At 72.9% G+C, this 25,989-nt stretch carries 19 protein-coding genes and 1 tRNA gene; 6 read left to right on the top strand and 14 right to left on the bottom strand.

Annotated features, from left to right (window positions below; all coding sequences use genetic code 11):
* Positions 1–144: 144 nt before the first annotated feature.
* Positions 145–1,344 carry an amidohydrolase gene (locus DEJ27_RS06565; RefSeq protein WP_110859246.1) on the bottom strand — a complete coding sequence of 400 codons (1,200 nt, stop codon included), beginning with the start codon at positions 1,342–1,344 and terminating at the stop codon, positions 145–147.
* A 110-nt stretch (positions 1,345–1,454) separates the two neighbouring features.
* On the opposite strand from DEJ27_RS06565, the gene DEJ27_RS06560 reads away from it, so the two are divergent.
* Both DEJ27_RS06560 and DEJ27_RS06555 read left to right on the top strand, forming a co-directional pair.
* Positions 1,455–2,654: a Fic family protein gene (locus DEJ27_RS06560; RefSeq protein WP_110859245.1), complete on the top strand. Its 1,200-nt coding sequence runs from the start codon at positions 1,455–1,457 to the stop codon at positions 2,652–2,654.
* A 29-nt stretch (positions 2,655–2,683) separates the two neighbouring features.
* The gene (locus DEJ27_RS06555; RefSeq protein ID WP_110859244.1) at positions 2,684–4,855 is read left to right on the top strand and encodes a S9 family peptidase; all 2,172 of its coding nucleotides are present in this window, start codon (positions 2,684–2,686) and stop codon (positions 4,853–4,855) included.
* 114 nt (positions 4,856–4,969) lie between these two features.
* Here DEJ27_RS06555 and DEJ27_RS06550 read toward each other — a convergent pair whose 3' ends face one another.
* Positions 4,970–6,499 (bottom strand): CYTH domain-containing protein, encoded by a 1,530-nt coding sequence (locus DEJ27_RS06550; protein ID WP_071405572.1) that lies wholly within the window; start codon positions 6,497–6,499, stop codon positions 4,970–4,972.
* Between the two features lie 58 nt (positions 6,500–6,557).
* On the opposite strand from DEJ27_RS06550, the gene DEJ27_RS06545 reads away from it, so the two are divergent.
* The gene (locus DEJ27_RS06545; protein WP_110859243.1) at positions 6,558–6,830 is read left to right on the top strand and encodes a mycoredoxin; all 273 of its coding nucleotides are present in this window, start codon (positions 6,558–6,560) and stop codon (positions 6,828–6,830) included.
* A gap of 121 nt (positions 6,831–6,951) precedes the next feature.
* On the opposite strand, the gene DEJ27_RS06540 is transcribed toward DEJ27_RS06545, so the two are convergent.
* Together DEJ27_RS06540 and DEJ27_RS06535 are read right to left on the bottom strand one after the other, a co-directional pair.
* Complete coding sequence (locus DEJ27_RS06540; protein ID WP_071245021.1) at positions 6,952–9,078, bottom strand: DEAD/DEAH box helicase; 2,127 nt, start codon at positions 9,076–9,078, stop codon at positions 6,952–6,954.
* A gap of 452 nt (positions 9,079–9,530) precedes the next feature.
* Entirely contained in the window at positions 9,531–10,775 is a 1,245-nt protein-coding gene (locus DEJ27_RS06535) for a phosphotransferase enzyme family protein (RefSeq protein WP_110859241.1), read from the bottom strand.
* Positions 10,776–10,855: 80 nt separating this feature from the next.
* On the opposite strand from DEJ27_RS06535, the gene DEJ27_RS06530 reads away from it, so the two are divergent.
* On the top strand, positions 10,856–11,950 hold the full coding sequence (locus tag DEJ27_RS06530) for an aromatic acid exporter family protein (RefSeq protein WP_110859370.1): 1,095 nt from the start codon (positions 10,856–10,858) through the stop codon (positions 11,948–11,950).
* Positions 11,951–11,960: 10 nt separating this feature from the next.
* Here DEJ27_RS06530 and DEJ27_RS06525 read toward each other — a convergent pair whose 3' ends face one another.
* The gene (locus DEJ27_RS06525; protein ID WP_111191956.1) at positions 11,961–12,275 is read right to left on the bottom strand and encodes a hypothetical protein; all 315 of its coding nucleotides are present in this window, start codon (positions 12,273–12,275) and stop codon (positions 11,961–11,963) included.
* Between the two features lie 195 nt (positions 12,276–12,470).
* On the opposite strand from DEJ27_RS06525, the gene DEJ27_RS06520 reads away from it, so the two are divergent.
* Positions 12,471–13,148, top strand: a complete 678-nt coding sequence (locus DEJ27_RS06520; protein WP_017885962.1) for a response regulator transcription factor — start codon at positions 12,471–12,473, stop codon at positions 13,146–13,148.
* The gene (locus tag DEJ27_RS06515; RefSeq protein ID WP_110859239.1) at positions 13,145–14,656 is read left to right on the top strand and encodes a cell wall metabolism sensor histidine kinase WalK; all 1,512 of its coding nucleotides are present in this window, start codon (positions 13,145–13,147) and stop codon (positions 14,654–14,656) included. The genes DEJ27_RS06520 and DEJ27_RS06515 overlap by 4 nt, the downstream gene beginning before the upstream one ends.
* Before the next feature lie 64 nt (positions 14,657–14,720).
* Here DEJ27_RS06515 and DEJ27_RS06510 read toward each other — a convergent pair whose 3' ends face one another.
* From DEJ27_RS06510 to nadD, 9 genes are all read right to left on the bottom strand, one after another.
* Positions 14,721–18,131: an error-prone DNA polymerase gene (locus DEJ27_RS06510; protein WP_111090537.1), complete on the bottom strand. Its 3,411-nt coding sequence runs from the start codon at positions 18,129–18,131 to the stop codon at positions 14,721–14,723.
* 34 nt (positions 18,132–18,165) lie between these two features.
* On the bottom strand, positions 18,166–19,794 hold the full coding sequence (locus DEJ27_RS06505) for a DNA polymerase Y family protein (protein WP_110859237.1): 1,629 nt from the start codon (positions 19,792–19,794) through the stop codon (positions 18,166–18,168).
* Positions 19,791–20,630 (bottom strand): hypothetical protein, encoded by an 840-nt coding sequence (locus DEJ27_RS06500; protein WP_181420003.1) that lies wholly within the window; start codon positions 20,628–20,630, stop codon positions 19,791–19,793. Before DEJ27_RS06500 ends, DEJ27_RS06505 begins: the two co-directional genes overlap by 4 nt.
* 76 nt (positions 20,631–20,706) lie before the next feature.
* Positions 20,707–22,224: an anthranilate synthase component I family protein gene (locus DEJ27_RS06495; protein WP_110859236.1), complete on the bottom strand. Its 1,518-nt coding sequence runs from the start codon at positions 22,222–22,224 to the stop codon at positions 20,707–20,709.
* Complete coding sequence (locus tag DEJ27_RS06490; RefSeq protein WP_110859235.1) at positions 22,203–23,126, bottom strand: aldose 1-epimerase family protein; 924 nt, start codon at positions 23,124–23,126, stop codon at positions 22,203–22,205. Before DEJ27_RS06490 ends, DEJ27_RS06495 begins: the two co-directional genes overlap by 22 nt.
* 124 nt (positions 23,127–23,250) lie before the next feature.
* Positions 23,251–23,323, bottom strand: a tRNA-Ala gene (locus DEJ27_RS06485).
* Between the two features lie 108 nt (positions 23,324–23,431).
* On the bottom strand, positions 23,432–23,806 hold the full coding sequence (gene rsfS, locus DEJ27_RS06480) for a ribosome silencing factor (RefSeq protein ID WP_027464721.1): 375 nt from the start codon (positions 23,804–23,806) through the stop codon (positions 23,432–23,434).
* A 132-nt stretch (positions 23,807–23,938) separates the two neighbouring features.
* The gene (locus DEJ27_RS06475; protein ID WP_111090536.1) at positions 23,939–25,387 is read right to left on the bottom strand and encodes a hypothetical protein; all 1,449 of its coding nucleotides are present in this window, start codon (positions 25,385–25,387) and stop codon (positions 23,939–23,941) included.
* Positions 25,384–25,983, bottom strand: a complete 600-nt coding sequence (gene nadD / locus DEJ27_RS06470; protein ID WP_110859233.1) for a nicotinate-nucleotide adenylyltransferase — start codon at positions 25,981–25,983, stop codon at positions 25,384–25,386. The genes DEJ27_RS06475 and nadD overlap by 4 nt, the downstream gene beginning before the upstream one ends.
* Between the last annotated feature and the right edge of the window lie 6 nt (positions 25,984–25,989).

Here is a 25,989-nt window from a genome sequence, read left to right as displayed (position 1 = left end):
GCCGCGCGCGTTTCGTGCTGAGCGACACGTCACGGGGCGGCGTGCGCGTGAGGTGTCGCGCACCGCGAAATGCGGCGTGGGTCCACGACGGACTGGAGGCGCGGTGCCAGCTGGCACCGCGCCTCCAGTTGCGTGTCGTGCTCGCTACCAGCGCGGCGTGGTGACGCCGGCTCCGTCGGCCCACGTGAAGACGGGCTCGCCGTCGATCCAGACGCGCGTCGCGCGGCTGGTCGCGTCGAGCGGGTCGCCGTCCCAGAGCACGAGGTCGGCGTCGTAGCCCTCGGCCAGGCGACCGACGCGGTCCCCGAACCCGAGGAACTCGGCCGGGTTGACCGTGAGCGCCTCGAGTGCGGTCTGGGCGGGCAGGCCCTCCTTCACGGCGGCGGTCGCCTGGTCGACGAGCATGTTGATCGGCACGACCGGCGCGTCCGTCGTGATGGCGACCCGGACACCGGCCGCCGCGATGGCGGCGAGGTTCGGGATGCCGCGGTCGCGGAGCTCGACCTTCGAGCGGCTGGTGAAGAGCGGGCCGTAGATGACCGGGATGTCCTTGGCGGCCAGCACGTCGGCGATCTTGTGCGCCTCGGTGCCGTGGTTCACGACGAGCCGGTAGCCGAACTCCTCGGACAGGCGGATCGCGGTGGCGATGTCGTCGTGACGGTGGGTGTGCTGGTCCCAGACGAGCTCGCCGTCGAGCACCCGGACGAGCGTCTCCTTCGTCAGGTCGCGGGCGAACGGCTCGTCCTTCGCGGCGGCGGCGTCACGGGCGGCCCGGTAGTTCTGCGCCTCGACGAAGGCGTCGCGGATGATCTTCGCGACACCGAGCCGGGTCGAGGGCGTCTGGCCCTTGCCGCCGTAGACGCGCTTCGGGTTCTCGCCGAGGGCGCTCTTCACGCTCACCGAGTCGGAGATGAGCTGCTCGTCGATCGTGCGGCCGCCCCAGGTCTTGATGGCGACGCTCTGACCGCCGATCGGGTTGCCGGAGCCGGGCTTGACGACGATGCTCGTGATCCCGCCGGCGAGCGCGTCCCGGAAGCCCTCGTCGTCGATGTCGATCGCGTCGATCGCGCGGACGCCGGCCGTGTTCGGGGCGGTCATCTCGTTCGTGTCGTTGCCCGCCTCACCGTTGGCCTCCTCGTGGATGCCGACGTGGCCGTGCGCCTCGACGAACCCGGGCACCAGCCACGAACCGGCTGCGTCGACCACGGGCATCCCCTCGGGCGGGGTCACGTCCGGACCGATCGCGGTGATCCGGCCGTCCTCGACGACGACCGCGCCGCCGTCGAAGGCGGGGGCGGAGACGGGGACGACGTGGGCACCGGTGATCGCGAAGGAGTTGCTCATGGCACCAACGGTACGCGGAGGGCGCGGTCGGGCTCCGGGCGGGCCTGGGGGCGAGCGGGCGAAACACCGATTCCTGGCGTCGAGCGTCCGGGCGGCCCTACCGTCGCGGGATGGCACACCGAAGCGAGACCTGGCCCGCGCACCAGCGCACCGAGCGACCGTGGCGGAGCACCGTCCGCGGGTGCCGCGACGACCGGCTGGTGACCACCGTGCGGGTGTCGCTGCCCCCGTCCATCGCGAGGGCTCGGTGGACACCCGACGACGAGACCGTCGCGCTGCTCGACCGGAGCGCCACGGCCTTGCGCACCCTCGACGTCCGCCACGGCTCGCGGCTCGCACCGCTCGGGTCCGTGCTCGGCCGGACCGAAGCCGTCGCGTCGTCGCGGATCGAGGACGAGTCCGCGACGATCGACGACCTGGCACGGGCCCTCGTCGGCATCCGGGCGAACGCTGGTGCCACCGCGGTCGTCCGGGCCGGCGGCGCCGTCGAGCACCTGGTGTCCGGAGCGGACTCGGGCACCGTCACCGAGGCCTCCCTGCTCGAGGCACACCGCCTGCTGATGCGCGACGATCCGGTCGACGGACGGTACGCCGGCCGGTACCGCGAGGTGCAGAACTGGATCGGCGGCGGCGCCACACCCCGCGACGCCGTCCACGTGCCACCGCCGCCCGAACTCGTGGCACCGCTGATGGCCGACCTGTTCGCGTTCGTGCACCGCGTGGACCTGCACCCGATCGCCCAGGCGGCGATCGCCCATGCGCAGTTCGAGTCGATCCACCCGTTCACCGACGGCAACGGTCGGATCGGGCGGGCACTGATCGGGGCCGTCCTGCGGCGACGCGGGGTGACGACGACGCTCACGGCACCGGTCGCCACCGCGCTCGCGGCGGACCGGCTGCGGTACTTCCGGCACCTGGAGCAGTTCCGCGACGGCCGGGTCACCGGGTTCGTGGTCGACCTGGCCCTCGCGATCGGGACGGTGTGCGACGAGGCGACGCTGAGCGCCCTGCTGCTCGCCGAGCACGACGCCGACCGGTCCGCCGGCCCCTGTGCCTCGGGCCCGCACGCCGTGGTCGGCCGGGCACTCGCCGACGACCCCGTCCTGACCGAAGCGCACCTGGACACCCTGCTCACCGCCGACGAGGTCGAGCGCGTCACGCACGACCTGGTGCTGGCGGGAGTGCTCCGTCCGGTCACCGGTCGACGCCGCGACCGCGCGTGGGTCGCACCCGCCGTGGTCGCCGAGCTCGAGGCGTTCGAGCAGCGGGTGCACGCCGCTGTGGGCGGGCGCGAGCGCACGGCGGCCTGACCGGGGGTGCGGGCGAATAGGGTGGGACGGTGAGCAACGAGCACACCGCATCCACCCCGCCCAGCGCCGCCAAGCGGCCCGTGACACGGACCCACCACGGCATCGACTTCGTCGACGACTACGAGTGGCTGCGGGACAAGGAATCCCCCGACACCCTGGCGTACCTCGAAGCCGAGAACGCCCACACCGACGCCGCGACCGCGCACCTCGCGCCGCTGCGGGACCGCATCTTCGCCGAGGTGAAGAGCCGCGTGCAGGAGACCGACCTCTCGGTGCCGGTCCGCATGGGCGACTGGTGGTACTTCACCCGCACCGCCGAGGGCAGCCAGTACGGCGTGCACTGCCGCACACCCATCGCCGGCCGCGACGACTGGACACCGCCCGCCGTCGTCGAGGGCGAGTCGACGCTCCCCGGCGAGCAGGTGGTCCTCGACGGCAACGCGCTGGCCGACGGCCACGAGTTCTTCTCCCTCGGCACCTACGACATCAGCGACGACGGCACCCGCCTGGTCTACGGCATCGACGTCGAGGGTGACGAGCGGTACACCCTGCACGTGCGGGACCTGGCCTCGGGGACCGACCTCGGCGACGCCATCCCGAACACCGGGGCCGGCGCCACCTTCGACCCGGCCGGACGCTACGTGTTCTACCCCACGGTCGACGAGTCCTGGCGTCCGGACAAGATCTGGCGGCACACGGTCGGCACCGCGGCGTCTGAGGACGTCCTGGTGTTCGAGGAGCCCGACGACCGCTACTGGGTCGGTGTCGGTGTCACCCGCTCCTCGCAGTACATCGTCATCGAGCTCGGCTCGAAGATCACGTCCGAGGCGCACGTCCTCGACGCCGCGGACCCGACGGGTGAGTTCCAGGTCGTCTGGCCCCGTCGCGAGGGCGTCGAGTACGAGATCGAGCACGCCATCGTCGGCGGCAGCGACCGGTTCCTGGTGCTGCACAACGACGGCGCCGAGAACTTCGAGCTCGTCGACGTCCCCGCCGACGACCCGACGTCCGAGCGTGACCGCCGCGTCGTCGTGGCACACCACACCGAGCGCCGCATCGAGTCGGTCGACGCCTTCGCCGGACACCTCGCCCTGGAGTACCGGTCCGAGGCGCTCCCCCGCGTCGCGATCATCCCGATCGAGGGCGACGGCTACGGCGACGCGCACGAGGTCCCCTTCGACGAAGCACTGTTCTCGGCGGGTCTCGGCGGCAACCCGGAGTGGGAGCAGCCGACCCTCCGCATCGGGTACACGTCGTTCGTCACCCCCTCCGAGGTCAGCGACCTCGACCTGGCCACCGGCGAGGTCACCGTCCTGAAGCGCCAGCCCGTGCTCGGCGGCTACGACCCGGCCGACTACGTGCAGGAACGTGACTGGGCGACCGCGTCGGACGGCACCCGTGTGCCGATCTCGCTCGTCTGGCGTCGTGACGCCGTCGAGGACGGCGCCCCGGCACCGCTGCACCTGTACGGCTACGGCTCGTACGAGCACTCGATCGACCCCGGTTTCAGCGTCATGCGCCTGTCGATGCTCGACCGCGGTGTCGTCTTCGCCGTCGCGCACGTCCGTGGTGGCGGTGAGCTCGGCCGGCACTGGTACGAGAACGGCAAGACCCTGACGAAGAAGAACACGTTCACCGACTTCGTCGCGGTCGCCGAGCACCTGATCGAGTCCGGCCGGACGAGCGCCGACCGGCTCGTGGCCGAGGGCGGCAGCGCGGGCGGGCTCCTGATGGGTGCGGTCGCCAACCTCGCACCCGAGCGGTTCGCCGGCATCCTGGCCGCCGTGCCGTTCGTCGACGCGCTGACGAGCATCCTCGACCCGGACCTGCCCCTCACCGTCATCGAGTGGGACGAGTGGGGCGACCCGCTGCACGACGCCGAGGTCTACCGCTACATGAGCGAGTACACCCCGTACGAGAACGTCCGCGACGACGTGCAGTACCCGCGGATCCTCGCCGTGACCTCGATCAACGACACCCGCGTGCTCTACGTCGAGCCCGCGAAGTGGACCGCGAAGCTCCGCGAGGTCGGCGCGCCCGTGCTGCTGAAGACCGAGATGTCCGCCGGCCACGGTGGCGTGAGCGGGCGGTACGCATCGTGGAAGGAGCGGGCGTTCGAACTCGCCTGGCTGCTCGACGTGCTCGGGCTCGCCGACGAGACGCCGGCCGCCGCGACCGCCAACCCGATCGCCGCGGGCTGAGCCGTTCCGCGCACTTCGTGAGCAGAAGAGGTCGGGTCCGAAGCGGGACCCGACCTCTTCTGCTCACCAAGCAAACAGCGGCGAACAGCGGCGCACGCAGCGCCCGCACCGCGCTCACACGCGGTTGAGCGCGTGCACCGCCTCGTCGTAGGACTCCTCGGCCAGGCGCACCCGGTCCCCCGCGAGCACCCCGTACCCGAACGTGCCCTCACCCCCGCGCTCCGCGATCGCCGCGTTCGCCCGCAGGATGTCGAGGGCGTGCAGGGACCGCACCCGTTCGGTCAGCACGTCGGCCGCGGTGCCGATCCGCTTCCACAGCGCGTGCGGGAACGCGTCGTCGCCGAGCACGTCCATCGCCATCCGGGCGCGCATCGTCTCCTGCCACGCGGCCTCGGTGGTGGTCCGGTCAGCGGCCTCGCGCTCGGCGGCGGTGTCCGAGGTGTCGTCGGCGACGGCGGCCCGGACGAGCTCGCGCACGCGCGGCTTCACGTCGGCGCCGACGTCCTGCGCGACCTGCTTCGGTGCGCGGAGCGACCACGCCGTCGGCGCAGGACGCTCGGCAGCGTCGTCGAGGGCGTCGAGCAGTTCGAGGAACGGCTCGCCGTGCAGGAACGCGACGACGTCCCGCACCGCCTGGTCGCGACGTTCCCGGGTCGAGGCGAGGATGCGCTCACGGGTCATCGCGTCGACCAGGTCGTCCTGCGCCGGCGACGACGCCCGCGGCAGCCGGTCGATCAGGTACTCGGCCAGCGCCGCACGCGCGGTGACGCCCGCCAGGCCGTCCGCCGCCTCGGCGGCGCGGTCGACGGCCTCGCCGTCGGGGAACGCCGGGCGGTAGGCGCCCAGGATCGCCGCGATCTCGAGGGTGGTGTCGGCCGCCTGCCGGAGGTCGGCCGTGTCGCCGGAGCGGAGCCGGGCCTCCTGACCGAGCAGCGCGACACGCAGCTTGCGCACCCGCTTCGCCAGGATGCGTGCGGTCGTGCCCTTGGCCGGCTTCTCCTCGGTCTGGAGGCGCGGTGCCGGTGCTCCTGCCAGCCCCCGTGCCAGCTTGGACGCGACGGCGGCGGGGCCGGCGCCGACGGCCGCGAAGCGCCCGTCGAGGGCCGCGAACAGCTCGTGGGCGATCTGCGGGTCGACGCCGTCGACGGTCTCGACCTCGACCTCGCGCCAGGTGCGCGGGGTCTCCGGAGCGTCGTCGTCGAGGCGCTGGGCGGTGACCTGGTCGTCGGCGAGCTCGGCGATCTGGTCGCCGTCCTCGTCGAGCAGTCGTGTGACGGTGCGGGTGGTGGTGATCCGGACGACGGGACGCAGCCCGCGGCCACGACGCTCCGTGAAGAGCGCGGCGAGGACCTCGTCGGGCACCGTGTCGGCGTCGTCGGTCAGGGGGAACTGCTGCTCGTGGCGGACCGTGTCCGACTCCGAGCGCTTGATGTGCCAACCGGCGTCGGGGCCGCCGGTGCGGCGGCGCACGGTCACCCGCGCGGCCACCAGGTCGTACCGCTCGGTGTCCCAGTAGGTCGCGTCCAGTTCGAACGGCTCCTGGTGCTCGGTGCGGAGGATGCCGCCCGCGCCGACGAGGTCGGGGAGGGCACCGCCCTCGGGCAGGTCGTAGGTGCGCTCGATCTCGAGGTGCGTGTGGCTCACACGCTCTTGTCTACCAGGCACTGCGGGGTTTCCCCGCACCCGGGGTTAGCCTGCAGGGATGAGCGACACGATCACCCGCGAGCAGTTCACGCCCGGAGCCGGCGGCGTCACGATGTTCACCACCACGTGGTGCGGCTACTGCGCCCGGCTGAAGAACCAGATGTCGAAGGCCGGGGTGCCCTTCACCGAGGTCGACATCGAGCAGACCCCGGGCACGGCCGAGCTCGTCGCCGAGGTCAACGGCGGCAACCAGACCGTGCCGACGCTGGTGTTCCCCGACGGCTCGACGGCGACCAACCCGTCCCTGGCCGAGGTGCAGTCCCGCATCTGAGCGGTCGCGCCGCGGCGCCCCTTCGCAGAACACCGGTGTTCACGCTCCGAACACGCGCATGACGCGGTTCAGTGCACGAACACCGGTGTTTTGCTGTCCGGAACAGCGCCGCGCGCCGGCCCTAGCCGCCGAGCGCCTCGGTCAGCAGCGCGGCCATCGCGTCGAGCTGGATGTCGCCGGAGTCGACGACCTCTTCGTCCGAACCGTCGAGCGCGCGGGCGGCCAGGGACGCCTTCGAGTCGATGAGCTCGGCGATCTTGGTGTCGATCGTCTGCGCGGCGATGATGCGCCACGCGGTGACGGGCTCTTCCTGCCCGATGCGGTGCACACGGTCGATCGCCTGGGTCTGTTCGGCGCTCGTCCACGACAGCTCGGCGAGCACGACGTTCGACGACACCTGCAGGTTCAGGCCCACCCCGGCCGCGGTCAGCGAGCAGACGATGACGGCGACGTCGGGGTCGTTCACGAACGAGTCGATCTCGGCCGTGCGCTGCGTCGGGGTCTGGTCGCCGCGGATCGTGGCGGTGCGCAGCCCGCGACGGGCGAACACCTCTTCCGCCTGGTCCATCACGTCGAGGTGCTTCGCGAAGAACACGACCTTGCCGACGTTCGAGGCGAGCTGTGCCGCGTAGTCGGCCGCGAGCTGGGCCTTGGCCCGGCCGATGCGGCGGACCATCGAGAACACGTTCTCGCCGGTCGACGAGGCGTCCTGGTCCTCGAGCTCCCAGCGCGCGACCTGGCGGACCAGCTTGTGGTCGATGCCGACGACCGGGTCCTGCCCGGTGCGAGCGTCGAGCGCCTGGTGGTAGCGCCGGACGAGCTTCGCGGTGAGCTCGCGCTCGGCGTCGCGGATGGAGCGGCCCTCGTCACCGTCGAGCTCGACGGGGATGTCGGCGATCCGGCGGGCGGGGATGTCCGCGGCGACGTCGACCTTGCGGCGTCGGACGATGCCCTGGTCGATGACGGCGCGGCGAGCCTCGACGAAGAAGCCGGGGTCGGCCGGCGTCAGGCCGATCTCCTCGAGCTCGTTCATGAGCTTCGCGCGCGGCTTCTTGTCGTCGATCCAGCCGAGGTACTCCCAGATGGTGCGGAAGTCCTCGACCGAGTTGATCAGCGGGGTACCGGTCAGCGCCATGAGCAGCGGCGCGGCGGTGCGCTGCCGGATGCGCTCGGCGATCTGCAGCACGAACCGGGCGCGCTGCGAGTCCTTGTTCTTGATGAAGTGCGCCTCGTCGACGACCATCCCCTTGAACCCGAAGTTGCCGAGCCACCCGGCGTGCCGGTCGAGGATCTCGTAGTTCACGATGACGATGTCGGCGAACCCGTCGAGGTCGTTGCCGTCCCCGTGGATCACCGTGGCGCGGTGGTTCGGCACCCACCGCTCGGCTTCACGCGCCCAGTTCGTCTTCACGACGTTCGGCACGACGACGAGCAGCGGGAACGCGTTCGCGGCATCGGCGGCGAGCAGCGACTGTGCGGTCTTGCCGAGGCCGGGCTCGTCGGCGAGCAGGAACGTGCGGTGCCCCTGCGCCGCGGCGGCGACGAGTTCCGCCTGGTGCTTCATGAGCGTGGTGCCCGAGCGCGAGTGCAGCGTCGTGGGTTCCGGCAGCGGCATCGACGCCGCTCCCCCGCCCGCGCCGTACTCGAACGACTTGAACAGCGGTCCGAACAGTTCCCAGTTCGCCAGGCGACGCGGGTGCGCGACGGGCTGGTCGGCGAGGGCGAAGTCCGGCGGCATGAACGGGTTCGCGAGCTGGCGCTGCACGACCGCCTGCGGCACGACGGCCCGCACCGGGGTCTCGACCACCGCGGCGGGCTCGGACGCGATGACGAGGTCCTCCGGCTGCAGTTCCATGCCGCCGGCGATCATCATGTCGCGCTTGACCGCACGCGTCGCCTCGGACACCTGCACCTCTTCGGCGAGGAGCTGGATGACGCTGGTGTCGCGCGCCGCCGTCTTCGCCAGGATCGTGGCCACGCCGTCGAGCCGCTTGAGCTGCTCGGCGCGCTGCGCGTCGGTGAGCTCCGTGTCGGCCTTCACCCGCGCGCGCTCTTCGCGCATGAGCAGGGCGACCGCCTGGAACTTCGTCCGGTTCGATGCCTTGAGCGGTCCGCGCTGTGCCGCGGCCTCGACCTCGCGCACAGCGCGGGCGAGGACGGGGATGACGCCGTCGTTGTCCAGCGGCCTGGTGCGACGTGACGCGGTCCGCGTCCCGCCGGCAGCACGCCGGGTGCCTGATCGAGCCAACGCTCCTCCTGTTCCGCCCACACGTCGGGGCGATCCGCCCGTGGGGCGGGAAGTCCTGCACCGGGGCCTGGCGCGGCTCCGGTTCGGCTGCGGGCCACCGTGGCCCACCGCATCGCCGGTCCCCGCTTCGGGACGTCCGGTGGACTCCCGCGAGCCGTTCCACACGAGCACCTGCCGGGAGCAGGTTCGGACGGTCCGCGCCGGGATCCGGCGTCGTCACACGCACGTGATGCCCCCTCGGGGCGGTCACGGCCCGGTCCCCGCGTCGATCAAGTGATCGACGGCTGCGTCCGGAATCGACGCGGCACGCGGGAACGCGGTGCGTGCGCGCTCAGTTTACTCCGGGACGACCGACAGAGGCGACCGGCGCGTTGCCCGCGCGCGTCGCGACGGCGGACGGGAGGCCCGTTGCGGACCCGACCCGCGCCTCCGGTCCGTCCTTCGGTCGCGTCTCAGGCCTGCGGTGCGGACCGCGGGCGGGTCGAGCCACCGGTCGGGAGGGTCGGGGCCGCGTCCGCCAGGGCGGCCTGCGTCGCGGCGAGGAGCTGCTGGGCGGTCTGGATCCCGTTGGCGGAGCCGGTGGTCGCCTGGCCGCCGGCGTGGGCGAGCAGCTGGGCGCCGATGGCGGGTCCGATGCGGTCGGCCTCGCGCGGGTTGCGCGTGACCCAGTCGCGGGCGATCGCGTCGGCGAGGCGCTCGGCGGCGGCACCGCGCTCGGCGTCCCCGCGGGACCGGTGCCAGAGCCCGGTGACCACGAGGTGGGCGACGACGGCGCCGACGTCACGGACGGGGAAGCCCCAGCCCGCGGTGTCGATGTCGAGGAGGCCGGAGATGCGCCACGGCTCGTCCTCGTCGACGAACACCTGCTCCAGGTGCAGGTCGCCGTGCACGACCTGCTTGGTCGAACTCGACCAGCCGATGGAGCGGCGGCCGATGGCGTCGTACAGGCGGTCGATCTCCTCGGCGTCGCGCGGAAGCGCGGCGATGAGCGTGCGACGGTGCCAGTCGGCGTGGTCCATCGCGTCGGCGCGCGCCTGCTGGGTCATCGGGACGGTGGCGACCCGACCGCTCAGCGCGGCGAGCGACGCCACGAAACGCGGGTCGTCGGCGATGTCGAGGATGCGGCTGCCCGCGGGCACGCCGCGGATGCGCTCGAGCACGAGCAGGCCGTCGCCACGGCTGGACAGCACGCGCGGCACCGGCAGACCGGCCGCGACGAACTGCTCGTGCGACTGCACGATCGGCGCGACCCGGTGCGGACGGACGATCTTCAGGAACAGGGTGCGCTCGGGGGCGTCGACGCGCACGACCGCGCGCTTGCCGGGCCGGTAGGCCGCCACGGTGAGCACCGGGTCCGTGACGGGCATGCCGAGCGTGGTCAGCAGCTCGGCGACGGCGTCGCGGTAGGTGACCTGCGGCAGCACCGGCAGGCCGGGGTCGTTCGGGTACGCCCACACCGACACCGGGTCGCCCGTCGCGGGGTCGGTGACGATCGCGCTGTTCTGGTCGTGGGTGCCGCCGGTGTCGACGTAGGTCAGGACCGTGGCGCGCTGGCCGTTGCGGTCCACCGTGTCGACCTCGTAGCCGTACAGGTAACCGTTGCCCGAGGGCTCGACGGAGTGCGCCCGCGCGGCCACGACAGAGGTCCCGGAGCCGGCGAAGGCCTGCGGGATGACGCGCTCATGGTTGGGCCACACGAGATCAGTCAACAGTGTCGCGCGGGTTTCGTCGCGTTCGTGCACGGCTCGGCGCGGGGCCGGTGGCTACCGTGGTCGGTGTGAACCCGGTCGCGCGCCTCCGCAGCTCCAGTCGCACGCCGTTCCTGCAGGTCGTGAAGACCGCCGTCGCGGTGGTCGCCGCCGTGCTCCTCTGCCGCCTGGTCATCCAGGGGCCGTTCCCCACCTTCGCGGCGATCGCTGCCCTGCTCGTGGTCCAGCCGAGCATCAACCAGTCGTTCGTGAAGGGGCTCGAGCGGAGCGCCGGCGTGGTGATCGGCGTCGTGCTGGCCACCGGGTTCCACCTGCTGCTCGGCGACGGCGTCTTCGTCGTGCTGCTCGTCATCGTGCTCGCGATCCTCATCGCGTGGGCGCTCCGGCTCACCCCGACCTCGGCCACCCAGGTGGGGATCAGCGGGATGCTCGTGCTCACCGCCGGGGTCGTGACGCCGAACTACTCCGCCGACCGGGTCCTCGAGACCGTGATCGGTGCGATCGTCGCCCTCGTCGTGAACGCGCTCATCGTGCCGCCCGTGCTGCTCGAACCGGCGCACCTCGCCGTCGCCCGGCTCGCCCGCGACACCGCGGTGGCGTTCGAGCGGATCGCGATCGGCCTGACCGAAGGGTGGGACCGCGAGCGCTGGGACGAGGCGCTCGTCGCCGCCCGTGCACTGCGGCAGCAGCACGCCAAGGCCGAGGCGTCCCTGGGGTCGGCGCGCGAGTCCCTGACGATGAACCCGCGCGGCGGCCGGCACCGGACGATCCTCGACCGCGACGTGGCGATCACCGACCACCTGCGCGTCCTGGTGGCCCGGGTCACCGGGATGACCCGGGCGATCCGCGACAACACCGCACCGGACCTGCGCGACGACCCGGTGGTGCACGGCATCGCCACCGAGGTGGCACGGATCGGTGCGGACGTCCGAGCACTCAGTGCGCGGGTCGAATCGACACGGCTCGACCCGGTGGACGGGCTCGGCCGGACGGACGCCAGCGCCTTCGGACCGGACGCCGAGCCGTGGGCCGAGGCCTCGGAGCCGGCGCTCACCGCGCCGCTCGAGGTGGTGCGCCCGAACTCCCGGCACTGGGTGCTCATCGGGGCGCTGCTCGAGGACATCCGACGGGTGCGTGGCGAGCTGCTCGGCGAGGACGACTAGTCGGTCCGCTTCAGCGCGCTGCGCAGGCCGCTTCCGACGCTGTCCGGACGACGTCCGACCAGATCACCGCGGTCGGCACGACGTCGGTCGCGGTCGCACCCGGGATGCCGGCGTCGGCGTACCGGCTGATCTCGGCGACGACGGCCTCGGTGCCGACCTCGCGTGCAGCACGGCTCGCCACGTCCGGCACCGCCGTCCGCAGCTCCGCGACCACGCGGTCGCGCGGAGCGTCCTCCAGCTGCGCGAGCGCGCCGATGCCCTTCCACGCGGCGTCCAGTTCGACGCGCAGGCGCACGATGGCCGGGTGGTCGATCGAGTCGTTCATGATCCCCCAGTGCGGGCGGCGCATCGGGTCGCGCTGTCCGCTGCCGGAGCCTAGCAACGAAGCAAGCCGCGCTCACGTCCCCAGGACGTGGGACAGACCGTTCTGCTCCGTCCTGTGACGAGATTCAGCGAGTCGGCCCCGGAGAACGGCCCTCCGCGCCGGTTCGATGCCACGATGGGTCCGAGGAGGTCCACTATGCGGCTGTTGGTGGTCGAGGACGACGACGAGATGCGTGCCCTGATGGAACGCGGACTCGCGGCCGAGGGGTACCGGGTCACGGCCGTCGAGAACGGTGTCGAGGCGCTCATCGCCCTCGGCGAGCAGGCGTTCGACCTGGCGGTCGTGGACGTGATGATGCCCGGCATGTCCGGCTTCGAGCTCGCCCGACGGATCCGTGAGCGCGAGGACCCCGTGCGGATTCTGCTCGTGACCGCGCGCGACGCCGTCGACGACCGCGTGTTCGGGCTCGACGCCGGTGCGGACGACTACCTCACCAAGCCCTTCGCCTTCGCCGAGCTCACCGCCCGGCTGCGTGCCCTCGGCCGTCGCGAGTCCGCCGGGGCGCCCCGCACGATCGAGGTCGGGGACGTGTCGATCGACTCCGAGGCGCGCCGCATCTCGATCAAGGGGCAGCGCGTCGCCGTGAGCCCCACCGAGTTCGCCCTGCTCCGACTGCTCGCCCGCTCCGCAGGCAGTGTCGTCGACCGCCCGAAGATCCTCGAAGAGGTCTGGGACGGTTCGCAGCACGTCGACCCGAACGTGGTCGAGCAGTACATCTCGTACCTCCGCAAGAAGCTCACCGCGCACGAGGCCACCGTCGCCATCGCCACGGTCCGCGGTCGCGGGTACCGCCTGGATCTGCTCGGGGCGTGAGCGGGGCCGACGACGCCCCACGATCGGACCGCCGACGCGGCGGTCCGATCCGGCCGCTGCGTCTGCTGTCGCTGCGTGCCCGGATCACGATCGGCTCGACGGCGATCGCCGCGATCGTCATCCTGCTGCTCGTCCTGGTGATGCGGTTCCAGGTGGTGAGCGTCGTCGCGAGTGCGACGCGCACGCTGCTCGACGCCGACGCCGACCCGTACGTCGCCACGCTCGAGGTCGACAGCGACCCCGACCTGTCGCCGCCGGGCAACGCGCAGCTCGTCGCCGTCGTGTCCCCGTCCGGCGAGATCGTGCTGTCGACGATGCCCGATCGTGTCGAGCAGGCGCTCGGCAGCCTGCGGTCCACCCCTGCCGGCACCTCGATCATCACCGTCTCCGGCTCGGAGTACCGCGTCGTGGTGGAGCACCCCGTCAACGAGGCCGGCCGCTGGACGGTCGTGGCCGCTCGTAACTCGCAGGCCGAGGCCATCGTCGTCGACGACCTCACGACCACCCTGTCGTTGACCGGTCTGGCCATCCTGCTCGCCTTCGGCGTGGCGTCCTGGGTGCTCGCGACCACCGCGCTGCGCCCGGTGAACCGGATGCGCCGCGAGGCCGAACGGCTCTCCGTCGCCCCGGAGCGTGCCGAACTGCCGGTGGGCCCTGCCCAGGACGAGCTGGCATCCCTGGCGACCACGCTCAACGCCTTCCTCGCCCGGACCCGGCAGGCGACCGAGCGCGAACGCCAGATGGTGTCGGACGCCAGCCACGAGCTCCGGACACCCCTGGCGATCCTGACGACCCAGCTCGACCTCGCCTCGCTCGACGGGAACGACGCCGCCGCCCTCGCCGCCCACATCGAACGCGCCAAGCACAGCGTCGCGCGGTTGTCGCGGCTGGCGAACGACCTGCTCGCGCTGTCGCGGATCGAGGAGTCGGAGCGCCGTGAACAGGACGGCGACCGGCGCCCCGAGACCGCGTGGTCGGACCTCGGCGACGAGGTGATGGCCGCGGTCGACCGCGTCCGGCTCATCGCCTCGGCGAAGGACGTCACCGTCGACTTCGACCTCGAGCCGCCCGTCGCCGTCGGCGGTTCCGGCCCGGGCATCGGCGGCGGCACCGTCGAACCGCGGTACCGGATCGACACCGGCGGGATGGCCCAGCTCGTGACGAACATCGCGGGCAACGCCGTGTCCGCACTCCCCCGCGGCGGCGGCATCTTCGTGTCCTGGCGGAGCACCGGCGGCGAGGGCGTGCTGCAGATCACCGACGACGGCCCCGGCGTGCCCGAGTCCTTCATCCCGGTGGCGTTCGACCGCTTCACCCGTCCGGACGAAGCCCGGACGTCCCGCCCGAACCCGGACCCGTCGACCGGTGCCGGCGCCCTGCCCGGCGGCTCCGGGCTGGGACTCGCGATCGTGCGTGCGGTGGCGGAACGGGCGGGAGGCACGGCGTCCCTCCGCAACGTGCCTGCCGGTGGACTCGAGGTCACGGTCCGCCTGCCCGAGGTGCGCTGAGCACGACCGTTCACTCGGGCACGACCGCTCACTCGAGTGCGACCGCTCACCTGCGCACGACCGCTCACTGGAAGTCCCGCGAGCGGGTGCGGACGGACAGCGACAGGTGCTCGATGCGGTCCGCCACCAGGTTGACCACCCCGTCGGGTGAGCGCTCGAGGATGCCCCGGACGATCACCGCCGGGGACTCCCGCGCCACCCGGCGGAAGCGCCCCCAGACCCCGACGCTGCAGATGACGTTGACCAGCCCGGTCTCGTCCTCCACGTTCAGGAACGTGATGCCGGAGGCCGTCGCCGGACGCTGCCGGTGCGTCACGATCCCGCCGACCTCGACCCGTCGTCCGGTCTCGGCGGTCGCGGTGTCCTGCACGCTGAGCACCCGGCGGGCGGCGAGCCGGTCGCGCACGTGCCGGACGGGGTGGTCGTCGGTCGTCATGCCCGTCGACCACATGTCGGCGATGAGCACGTCCCCGCTCGTCATCTGACCGAACAGCGGCGGCTGCACGAACACCTGTGTGTCCGGCAACTGGTCCGGACGCTCGGCGGCCGCCTGGGCAGCCGACCACATCGCACCGCGGCGGTCGATGTCGAACGGGGCGAAGGCGTCGGCGGCGGCGAGGGCCTCGAGCTGCGGCGTGGTGAGCCCGACCCGCCGGGCCAGGTCCGACATGTCGCGGAAGGGACCGTTCGCGTCCCGCTCCGCGACGATCTTCTCGGCGCTCTTCCGGCTGAGCGACGCGACCTCGGCGAGCCCGAGCCGCACGGCGAAGGCACCGTCGCGACGGTGGCTCGCGGTGTCGTCGGGGAGCGCCTTGTCGAAGGGCAGCACCGGCGGCTGCTCGGTGGCCAGGCAGGCGTCGTCACCGGCCGGGGCGTCCCCGTCCGGCAGCGGTTCGAGCGTGGCGTCGACCCCGGACCGCAGGATGTCCGGTCGCAGCACGCGGACGCCGTGCCGTCGGGCGTCGGCCACCAGGGTCTGCGGTGAGTAGAACCCCATCGGCTGCGCCCGGAGCAGCGCCGCCAGGAACGCCCCCGGGTAGTGCAGCCGCATCCACGCGCTCGCGTAGACGATGAGGGCGAAGCTGATCGAGTGGCTCTCCGCGAAGCCGAAGTTCGCGAAGGCCTGGATCTTCGCGTAGATCGCGTCGGCGTCCGCACCGTGGATGCCGTTGTCCGCCATCCCCGTGTAGAGCTTGTCCCGCAACCGGTCGATCTTCTCGTGCCCGCGCTTCGACCCCATCGCCCGTCGCAGCAGGTCGGCGTCGTCACCGGAGCAGTTGCCGACCGCGATCGCCATCTGCATGAGCTGTTCCTGGAACAGCGGGACCCCGAGGGTGCGTTCGAGCACGGGTTCGAGCGCAGGGTGCATGTAGGTGATCGGTTCCTCGCCCGTGCGCCGGCGGATGTACGGGTGCACCGCGCCGCCCTGGATGGGCCCGGGTCGGACGAGTGCGACCTCGATCACCAGGTCGTAGAACCGCCGCGGGAGCAGTCGGGGCAGGGTGCCCATCTGCGCGCGGGACTCCACCTGGAACACCCCGATCGTGTCCGCGCGGCAGAGCTGGTCGTAGACCCCCTGTTCTTCCTTCGGGATGGAGTGCATCTCCCAGCGCTCCCCGCAGTGCTCTGCCGCCAGGTCGAACGAGTACTGCAGGGCCGCGAGCATGCCGAGCCCGAGCATGTCGAACTTCACGAGCCCCATGTAGGCGCAGTCGTCCTTGTCCCACTGCAGCACGGTGCGGCCGTCCATCCGGGCGTGCTCGATCGGCACGACCTCGCCCACCGGACGGTCGGTCAGCACCATGCCGCCGGAGTGGATGCCGAGGTGCCGCGGGAACCCGAGGACGTCGCTCGCGAGCCCGACGACCGCCGGCGGGATGTCGTGGTCCTGGCTCTCGGTCACCGAGCCCCACCGCTCGACCTGCTTCGACCAGGCGTCCTGCTGCCCGGGGCTGTGGCCGAGCGCCTTCGCCATGTCACGCACCGCACCCTTGGGCCGGTAGGTGATGACGTTCGCGACCTGGGCGGCGTTGTGCCGGCCGTACTTGGCGTACACGTACTGGATCACCTCTTCGCGGCGATCCGAGTCGAAGTCGACGTCGATGTCGGGTTCCTCGTCGCGCATCGCCGACAGGAACCGCTCGAACGGCAGCCCGTACCGGATCGAGTCCACCGCGGTGATCTCGAGCAGGTAGCAGACCGCCGAGTTCGCCGCCGAGCCCCGCCCCTGGCAGAGGATGCCCCGACCGCGGGCGTACTGCACCATGTCGCGCACGATCAGGAAGTACCCCGGGAAGTTCTTCTCCTCGATCACGGACAGCTCACGCTCGATGCGCTCCCGCTTGCGGGGGTCGACGCCGTCGGCGCTGCCGGGGTAGAACCGCCGGGCACCCGTCCACGTGAGCTCGCGGAGCCACGACATCGCGGTGTGTCCGTCCGGGACGTCGAGGTCGGGCAGCCCGGGCTGCACGGTCTTCAGCCGGAACCCGAGCTCGTCGGCGAGCTCCACGGTCCGCTCGATCGCGCCGGGGTAGCGCCCGAACCGTCTGGCCATCTCGGCGCCGGAGCGCAGGTGGGCGGTGTCGGCGGCCGGCAGCCAGCCGTCGATCTCGTCGAGGCTGCGGCGGGCGCGCACCGCCGCGAGTGCGGTCGCCACCGGGAACCGGTCGGGGGTGGCGTAGTGCACGTTGCCGGTGGCGACCAGGGGCAGCGCGTGCTTCGCGGCGAGGGCGGCCAGGGCGTCGTTGCGGGCGCTGTCGAGCGGGTCGCCGTGGTCGAGCAGCTCCACGACGACGTTGCGGCTGCCGAACCGGTCGAGCAGCACCCGGAGCGCGGTCTCGGCGGCGGACTCGCCACCCTGCTCGAGGGCCTGCCGCACGGAGCCCTTCCGGCACCCCGTGAGGACGCGCCAGTGCCCGTTCGCCCGCGCGGCGAGGTCGTCGAGGTCGTACTGCGGGCTGCCCTTCTCGGACCCGGCGGCCAGGTGTGCGCTCGTCACCGCGCCGGCGAGCCGGTGGTAGCCGTCCTGGCCGTCGGCGAGCAGGAGCAGGTGCGAGCCCTCGGGGTCGGGCACACCGTTCTGCGGTTCGGTCAACCCCAGGGACAGCTCGGTGCCGAAGACGGTGCCGACCTGCGGGTACGACTCGGCGACCTCGGCCATCCGGGCGGCCCCGTAGAAGCCGTCGTGGTCGGTGAGCGCGAGGGCGTGCAGTCGGAGCCGAGCAGCTTCTTCGAACAGGTGCTCGGGCTGACTGGCGCCGTCGAGGAAGCTGAAGGCCGAGTGCGCGTGCAGTTCGGCGTACGGCACCACGGGTCCGCCGTCGGTGTCGAGCGGTGACGGGACGTACGGCTCGCGCTTCCGCGACCACGCCGGGCTGTCGCCGCCGTCGCCGTCGTGCGCCGTGCCCGGGCTCCGCTTGTCGGACAGCGCGCGCTCGAACTGCGACCACGGGATGGGTGGGTTGCTGTAGCCCATCAGGTCACGCTCCTGTTGGTGGTGGTGGTCTGGGTCACGTCGCGATCGCCTCGGCCCACCAGCGGTGGTCCGCCAGCACCAGGTACCAGGCACGCCCCTCGGCGTCGACGAGCTGCAACCGGTGCAGGCGTCGGCCGCCGGACTCCCACCACCGCACGACGAGCGGCCACGGACCCGCCCAGGCCGTCACGGCCGAGAAGCCGCCGCCCCGGTCGCCCTCGGCACGGAACCGTTCGGGTGCGCCGGACAGCACGCCGCGCTCGTCGACGTCGACGCTCACACCACCGACGGCGACGACGTCGACCGGTCGGGGGCGCTCGAGCACGGTGGCGGGGGGCGGGCCGGGTAGCTTGCCGGGCCACGGGCGGTCGCGCACGGTCGCCAGGGCTCGCTCACCACCGGCTGGCGCGTCGCCCCACGGCACGAGCACCACGCGCTCGGACAGGGTGCGGCCACCACCGATGCGCGGACTCACCACACCGTCGTGGCCGACCATGCCCTGGATCCGGGCGAGGCCGTGGTGCACGCGCTCGTCCGGGCCGGAGCCCCACAGCCCGCGCTCGTGGTTCGCCATGTCGTCGACGGCGACCGGCTCGAGCACGACCGAGGTGACCGGCGCCTCGAGCCCGCTGGGGTCCACCCCGCCGGCGAGCTGCCACCGCACCCGGTCGACCACGTCGGCGGCGTCGAACCAGCGCGGGTGCGCCCAGGTCCGTTCGAGCAGGATGTCGCGCTCGTCGACGATCCCCACGCGGATGGTCGTCGCCACGAGCCCCGCGGCCCGGAGTCGCTCGGCGAAGTCGTCGGCGGAACGCCGGAACGCGAACGCGATCTGGTCGGCACGGTCCAGCGGGGGTTCGAACGACGCCTCGACCCGGAGTTCCGGCGGGATCTCCCGCGCCGCGATCTCGCGGGGGTCGCGGCCCCCGGCCAACCGGTGCAGGAACGCCCCGGCCACGCCGAAGCGGTCCCGCACCTGTTCGTCGCCGAGTGCCGCGAAGTCGCCGAGCGTGGTGATGCCGAGCCGGTCGAGCACCGTCGTGAGGTCGGGGTCGCCGAGCACACCGAGCGGCAGGTGCGCGAGGAAGTCGGCCGATCCCCCGACGGGCACGAGCCGCACCCGTTCACCGGGACGCACCGGACGGGCCCGGGCGGCCTGGTCCGCCGCGAACGGGGTGTCGGCCACCCCGGCCCGTACCGCGGGGGCGCCGTGGTCGGCCGCGATGCCGGCAAGGGTCGCCGCCGCCGCGCGCTCACCGCCGTAGTACCGGGCCGGCCCGCGGGCGCGGAGCGCGAGGGTGCCCGGCCGCAGCACCTCGACCCCGGGGACCGCCGCCTCGACCGCACGGATGACGGGCTCGAAGGCGCGGTGGTCGAGGGCGTCGTCGTAGGGCTGCACGAGGAGCTCGGGGCACCGCGCCTGCGCCTCACGCACGCGGAGCCCCCGCACGACACCCTGCTCACGCGCGGACGCGGAGCTCGCGAACACGAGCCCCTTCGCGGTCAGGGCGAGTGGCTGCTCCGGCGGGGTGCCACCGGCCCGAGCCGCAGCGATGACCGGCCAGTCCGGGCACCAGAGCACGATCGTCCGGGTCGGGGGTGGTTCGGGCAGTGCCGCTCCCCGCGTGATCGCGTCGGTCCGGACGCGCCCGGAGGCGATCACGACGCCACCGCCACGGGCCGCAGCACGCGGGTGTCCCCGGAGCCCACCGTCGGCACCGCTCTGGCGGCCCGGACCGCACCGTCGGCCGCGGGCAGGAGCAGCTCGGCGGTCGCCGGACGCACCGCGCCGGCACGCCCGGTCGCGGTCACGGTGGCCCGGCGCTCCGTCAGGTGGCCGTGGCCCTGACCGATGCCGCTCCACGTCGAGGACGTGACCCGCAGCGTGACGTCCGCCCCGGGCCAGGAGCCGAGCGCGACGAGTGCGCCACCGCGCTGTCGCAGCCGAGCCGACAGCCGTGCCACGTCGCCCGGCACGACCCGGCCGAGCGGTCGGGTGAGGACGATCTGGGCGACGTCGGCCATCGCCGCCGTCACGGCGAGCCACTGGTCACCGGGATCGGGGACGAGCACGAGCCGTTCGAGGTCGATCCCCGCGGCGGCGGCGGCTTCGATCCCGAAGGACGGCACCCCGACGACCGCACACCACGCCCCGGCCGCCGAGGCCGCCTGCAGCATCGTGATCGCGAGCAGCACCGACTCGGGGACGGCGTAGGTGCCACCGACCCGGATCGCGCCGCCGGGCAGCAGGGGTTCGAGCGCCGGGGCCGTGGGGAGCCCGGCGGTGTCGACCCGCGTGGACTCCATGTCGGCCACCCGGGACCGCAGGGACGTGATGCGGTCGAGCGCGGCCCGGGCATCGCTCAGGTGATCCGTCCCACGGCGCGCACCGCCACCGCCCGCGCCGCTGCCGCCGCGTGCAGCACCGCTCCGCCCGCCCCGGTCCGGGGTGGGCGACCGGAGTGCCGCCGCCGTCTGCATGCCCTCATATTCGAACATGTGTTCGATGATGTCAATCGCGTCCGACATCTGTGGACAGTTCTGGTCGAACACGTGTTCGGATCAGGGCATCAGCTCACCAGCTGGCCACCGCCCCGACTCCGCCGAGCACCGACCGCGTCTTGGTCTCGACCTCGTCCGCCTCGTCCGCGGGCACCGACGACCAGGTCACCGCTCCCCCGGCTCCGAGGGTCCGGGAACGCACCGCCCCCGACTCGTCGAGCACGGTCACGAGGCTACGGATCGCCACCGACAGGTCGACCGCCCCGCTGGCCGAGAAGTACCCGATCGCACCCGAGTACACCCCGCGCGGCGCCCCCTCGAGCCGGTCCGCGATCGCCGTGGCACTGCTCTTCGGCGCCCCGGTCATCGACCCCGGCGGGAACGCCGCGTGCACCACGTCGGCCCGCGACGTCCCCGGCGGCAGCACCGCCCCGATCGTCGAGACCAGCTGGTGCACGCTGGCGTACGTCTCGACGGCGCACAGCCGCTCGACGTGCACCGACCCGGGCACCGCGGTCCGCAGCAGGTCGTTCCGCAGCAGGTCGACGATCATCACGTTCTCGGCGCGGTCCTTCGGGCTCGCCGCCAGGTCGTCCCGCGCGACCGCGTCCGCCACCGCGTCGGCGAGCCGCCGCCGCGTGCCCTTGATCGGTTCCGCGAGCACCGCTCCGACCGCGTCGATCCGCAGGAACCGCTCCGGTGACCGGCTCGCCACGCGCAGCGGGCCGAGCCGCAGGAACGCGCCGAACGGGACGGGGTCGGACGCCCGCATCCGCAGGTACTCGCCCAGGTGGGGGTCCGTACCGGGGCCGCCACGGGCCTCCTGTCCGACCGCGAAGGTGGTGGTGAGGCAGACCTGGAACGCGTTCCCCTCGCGGATCTCCGCGCGGCACACGTCGACCGCCCGCTCGTAGGCGGCACGCGTCACGCGTCCGGTCGCCGTGGACACCCCGGCCGGGAGGCCCGTGGCCGCGTCCACGACGCCGGCCGACGTCGTGGGGGTGCTCAGCTCCTCGAGCCACGCGCGGTTGCGCGCACTGGCCGCCGGTTCCGCCTCGGCGACGAGCGCGAGCGCCCAGGCGCCACCGGTGTGGTCGACGACGACGGCTCGGTCGACGAAACGCAGGTCGGCGTCGGCGTGCCCGTCGGCGGTGCGGTCCGGGCCGCCGGACTCGCGGCCGAGCTCGTAGCCGAGGAACCCGACCCAGCCCAGCGCGAACCCGCACCCGACGACCGGTTCGGGCAGGCGGGGCGTGCGTCGGAGCAGGTCCGCGAGCACCGCGAAGGCCGGACGCTCCCCGGATCGGGCAGGCCCGAACCACTCCTCGGCGGGCGCGGCGACCGTCAGGTGCGCACGACGGTCCTGGTGCCGGAACCGGGCGGCGAACGGCCCGTCCGTCCACGCCAGCACGGACCAGCGCGCCCGGGGCCGAGCCGTGGCGGGAGCACCGTCCGGCAGGCCGGAGTCGAGCCACACCAGGTCCCCGGCGACCTGCGCCGCCAGGGCCGCGAGGTCGGGGACCGGATCGAGTCGGCGGACCTCGACGCGGACGCCGGGGTCGGGGGTGCTCAGATCGCGGCGATCGTCCATGCGGCGGCGTGCGAGGCACCGGGCGCGAGCACCACGAGGCCGCGGTCCTCGCCGTCGTTGAAGGCGTCGGGGGCGCACGTCATCGGCTCGACGGCGAGACCGGCGCGGTGGTACTCGGGGACGACGTGGTCGGCGGTGTGCACCTGCGCCCAGCCGCACTCCGGCCCGAAGGTCGCACGGACCCCGTGACCGTCCGCAGCCGTGACCGCGATGGTGGCGAGGCCGGCGGTGTCGCGGTCGAAGCCGGTGAAGGCGTGGTCGATGAACCGGTCACCGATCAGCGTGGGCGTGCGCAGGTCGAACTCGTCGTGCACGGGGACCAGGTCGGTCGGGACGAGCCGGTCCGGCGTCACCTCGAGCACCTGGGCGGCGGGGAGCGTCAGGGTCCAGTCGTCCACGGTGCCGGCACCCGCGACGAGGTACGGGTGCGGGCCGGTCCCCCACGGCGCGGCCTCGGCCCCGGTGTTCGTCCCGGTGATCGTGGTGTGCAGCCCCTCGGCGTCGAGCCGGTACTCCACGGTGACCTCGACGCGGTACGGGTAGCCCTGCTGCGCCTGGACGGTCGTGGCGAGCACCACGCGGTCGTCCGCCTGCTCCTGCACGCGGAAGTCCGTCCACGCGACGAGTCCGTGCAGGGCGTGGTGCCGTGCGGGCTCGGTGAGGGCCAGCTCGTGGTCGACGCCGCCGAAGGAGTACTCGCCGTCGACGATCCGGTTCGGCCACGGGGCCAGGACGGCACCGCGGAAGACCGGGCGGACCTCGTCGGCGTCGAACGGGACGACCAGGTCTCGGCCCTCGTGCCGCAGGGTCCGCAGTGTCGCTCCGACGGTGGCGATGTCGGCCGCGTACCCGGCGGAGGCGATCGTCAGCGGGGACCCGGACAGCGGCGCGGCGTTGCTCATGCGCTCAGCGTATCGGGCCACCGAGCACTGTCGGACGCACGAGAAGCACTGTCGGACGCACGAGAAGCACTGTCGGACGCACGAGAAAACCCCCACCGTTCCGAGGAACGATGGGGGTTCTGGGTGGATCTGAGGGGACTCGAACCCCTGACCCCCTGCATGCCATGCAGGTGCGCTACCAGCTGCGCCACAGACCCAGATTGTGTTGCTTTTGCACCAACCGGTTCCCCGGAGGCACCATAGAAGCGTACACCATGCGAACGCCGGGCGACGAAATCGAAGCCGTCACCCGGGCGCGTCGCTGATCAGGCGGTGTGGTCCACCGGGAGCTCGAGCGGGATCGTCGGGCAGTCGGCCCAGAGACGCTCGAGCGAGTAGTACTGGCGGTCTTCGTCGTGGAAGACGTGCACGATGATCTCGCCGAAGTCGATGAGGACCCAGCGGCCCTCGGTACGGCCTTCGCGGCGGAGCGTCTTGGCGCCGAGCTCGAGGAGGCGCTCCTCGACGGCATCGGCGATGGACTGCACGTTGCGCTCGTTCCGACCGGTTGCGAGCAGGAACACGTCCGTGAGCTGCAACGGCCCGGTCACGTCGAGAGCGACGAGGTCCTCGGCCTGCTTGGCGTCGGCCGCGAGTGCTGCGGCCTGCACGAGTTCCAGTGCGCGAGTGGAGGCGGTCACGGATTCCTTCCGGTCGTCGAACCGACGGACAGCCGGTTCGCTTGATGGGTCACGATCATAAGCCACCCCGCCGACAGCGGCCAGGCCAGGGTCGGCGGGGTGGTGGAGAACGGACGTCGGGGACGGCAGCGGTCAGCCGCCGAACGCGTGGGTGGTGAGCAGTGCGGTGATGATGACACCGGCCGCAGCCAGCCCGACCGCGCCGACCGTCACACCGAGGATCAGCGGCGTGCGCGACTCCTTCGGCTTGGCGGCGGCGAGCACGACCTGGCGGGTCGAGGTGTGGCTGGACACCGCGCGACTGGCCCGGACCGGGCTGGCATCGGTGTCGGGCTGCTCGTCCTGCTGCTCGAGCAGGCGGTCCACCTCGGCGCCGTCGATCGGCCGGTGCGACCCCGTCGACGACAGCGACGCCGGCAGGTCGATCGACCCGGTCAGGATCACCTCGCCCGTCGCGTTGAGTGCGCCGGTGGGGTCGGCCAGGGCCGAGTTCGGCAGGATGATCGCGTTCGTGTTCGTCACCGCGACGCGGCGGGTGCCGGTCTCGGCGTCGTGCACCTCGGAGTCGTTCGAGTCGTGCGCCTGCTGGGACCAGTGGCCGGCGGGCGGCGCGAAGGCCGTGGTCACCGGCTTCGGCTCGGTCGGACGCTGGAACGCGGCGGGGACCTTCGGGGCCTCGGTCGCGGGCTCGGGCAGCGGCACCTCGTTGGTGTCGTCGTCCTCGGCGTCGAGCGAGAGCGGGAACACCGCGGGGGTCGCTGCGGCGGCGTTCGTGGGGATCGGCACCGGCGTGACGGCGGGCTGCGACCCGGCAGCGGGAGCCGGAGCGTCGTGGGCTGAGCGGGCCGGAGCGTCCTCGGACGTCTCGTCCGCCGGGGCGACGTCGGTCGCCTCGTCCGCAGGGGCGTCGGTCGCCGACGCGTCGGACTCGGTGGCGTCGGCGGGCGGCGACCACGTCGACCGGTGGCGGCGGGGCTCCTCGGCGTGCGCGGCGGCTTCATCGAGGGGCTCGAGCGCGTCCGGGGACCCGTCGGCCTCGGTGGCCTGGGCAACAGCGGCCTGGTCGAGGACCGTCGGGGCAGCGGGCTGCTCCTCGTGCGCGGCCTCGGCGTCCGGAGCGCTCTGCGGCGCGGCGGCGGGGTCGATCGTGTCCACCGACCCGAGGACGTCCTCGACGGTGCGGTCGGACGACTGGGGCGTGGGGTTCTGCAGCGGGACCGGCAGGACCGCCTGGCGCTCGGCGGCACGGAGCTGCCGGATCTGCCGACGGGTGAGCCCACCACTGCCGGGGACGATCTCGGTCGCGGAGGCCGGCGGGAACGGCGGCACACCGGCGGCGGGCGCCGACGCCGGGACGGACCCGGGCGCGGTCTGCGCCGATGCCGGCGCGGACGACTGGGCGGGGCCACCGGGGGCCGGGGCGACGTGCGACCCGGGACGGCGGCGGGACTCGGGGGTCTCGGCGGCGGGTGCGGCGACGGTCGGGGGCGGCGTCGCGGGCTGCGAACCGGCCGCGGCGGCACGCTCCCGCTCGCGCGCCTGGCGCCGCGACAGGGGCGGCTGCGCGTCGGACGAACTCATGCAACGCTCCGATACAGATGGTGCTTGGAGATGTACTGGACGACACCGTCGGGAACCAAGTACCAGACGGGGAAACCCCGTCGAACCCGGTCACGGCAATCCGTCGAGGATATGGCCAGTGCAGGGACTTCGAGCAAGCTTACGTCCCGCTCGGGCAATCCGGTGATGCTCAAGGCGTGTCCCGGACGCGTCACGGCCACGAAGTGCGCGAGGTCCCAGAGGCCATCATGGTCTTTCCAGTCGACGATCTGCTGAACGGCGTCTGCGCCCGAGATGAAGACGAGCTGGGCATCCGGTCGCTGTTCGTGCAGGTCCCGCAGGGTGTCGACGGTGTACGTGGGCCCCGGGCGGTCGATGTCCACGCGGCTGACGGTGAACATCGGGTTCGACGCGGTGGCGATCACGGTCATCAGGTACCGGTGCTCGGCGTCGGTGACGTCGGACTTCATGTACGGCTGTCCGGTGGGGACGAAGACGACCTCGTCGAGGTCGAACGCCCGCGCCACCTCGGACGCCGCGACCAGGTGCCCGTGGTGGATGGGGTCGAACGTGCCACCCATCACGCCGATGCGTGGCCGTCCGGTGGTCTCGAGCATCGAGTG

Origin of the sequence: Curtobacterium sp. MCPF17_018, from assembly GCF_003234135.1 — a bacterium.
GTDB lineage: Bacteria > Actinomycetota > Actinomycetes > Actinomycetales > Microbacteriaceae > Curtobacterium > Curtobacterium flaccumfaciens.
The sequence above is the reverse complement of the archived record's forward strand: the minus strand, read 5'-3'. Positions and strand labels throughout refer to the sequence as shown.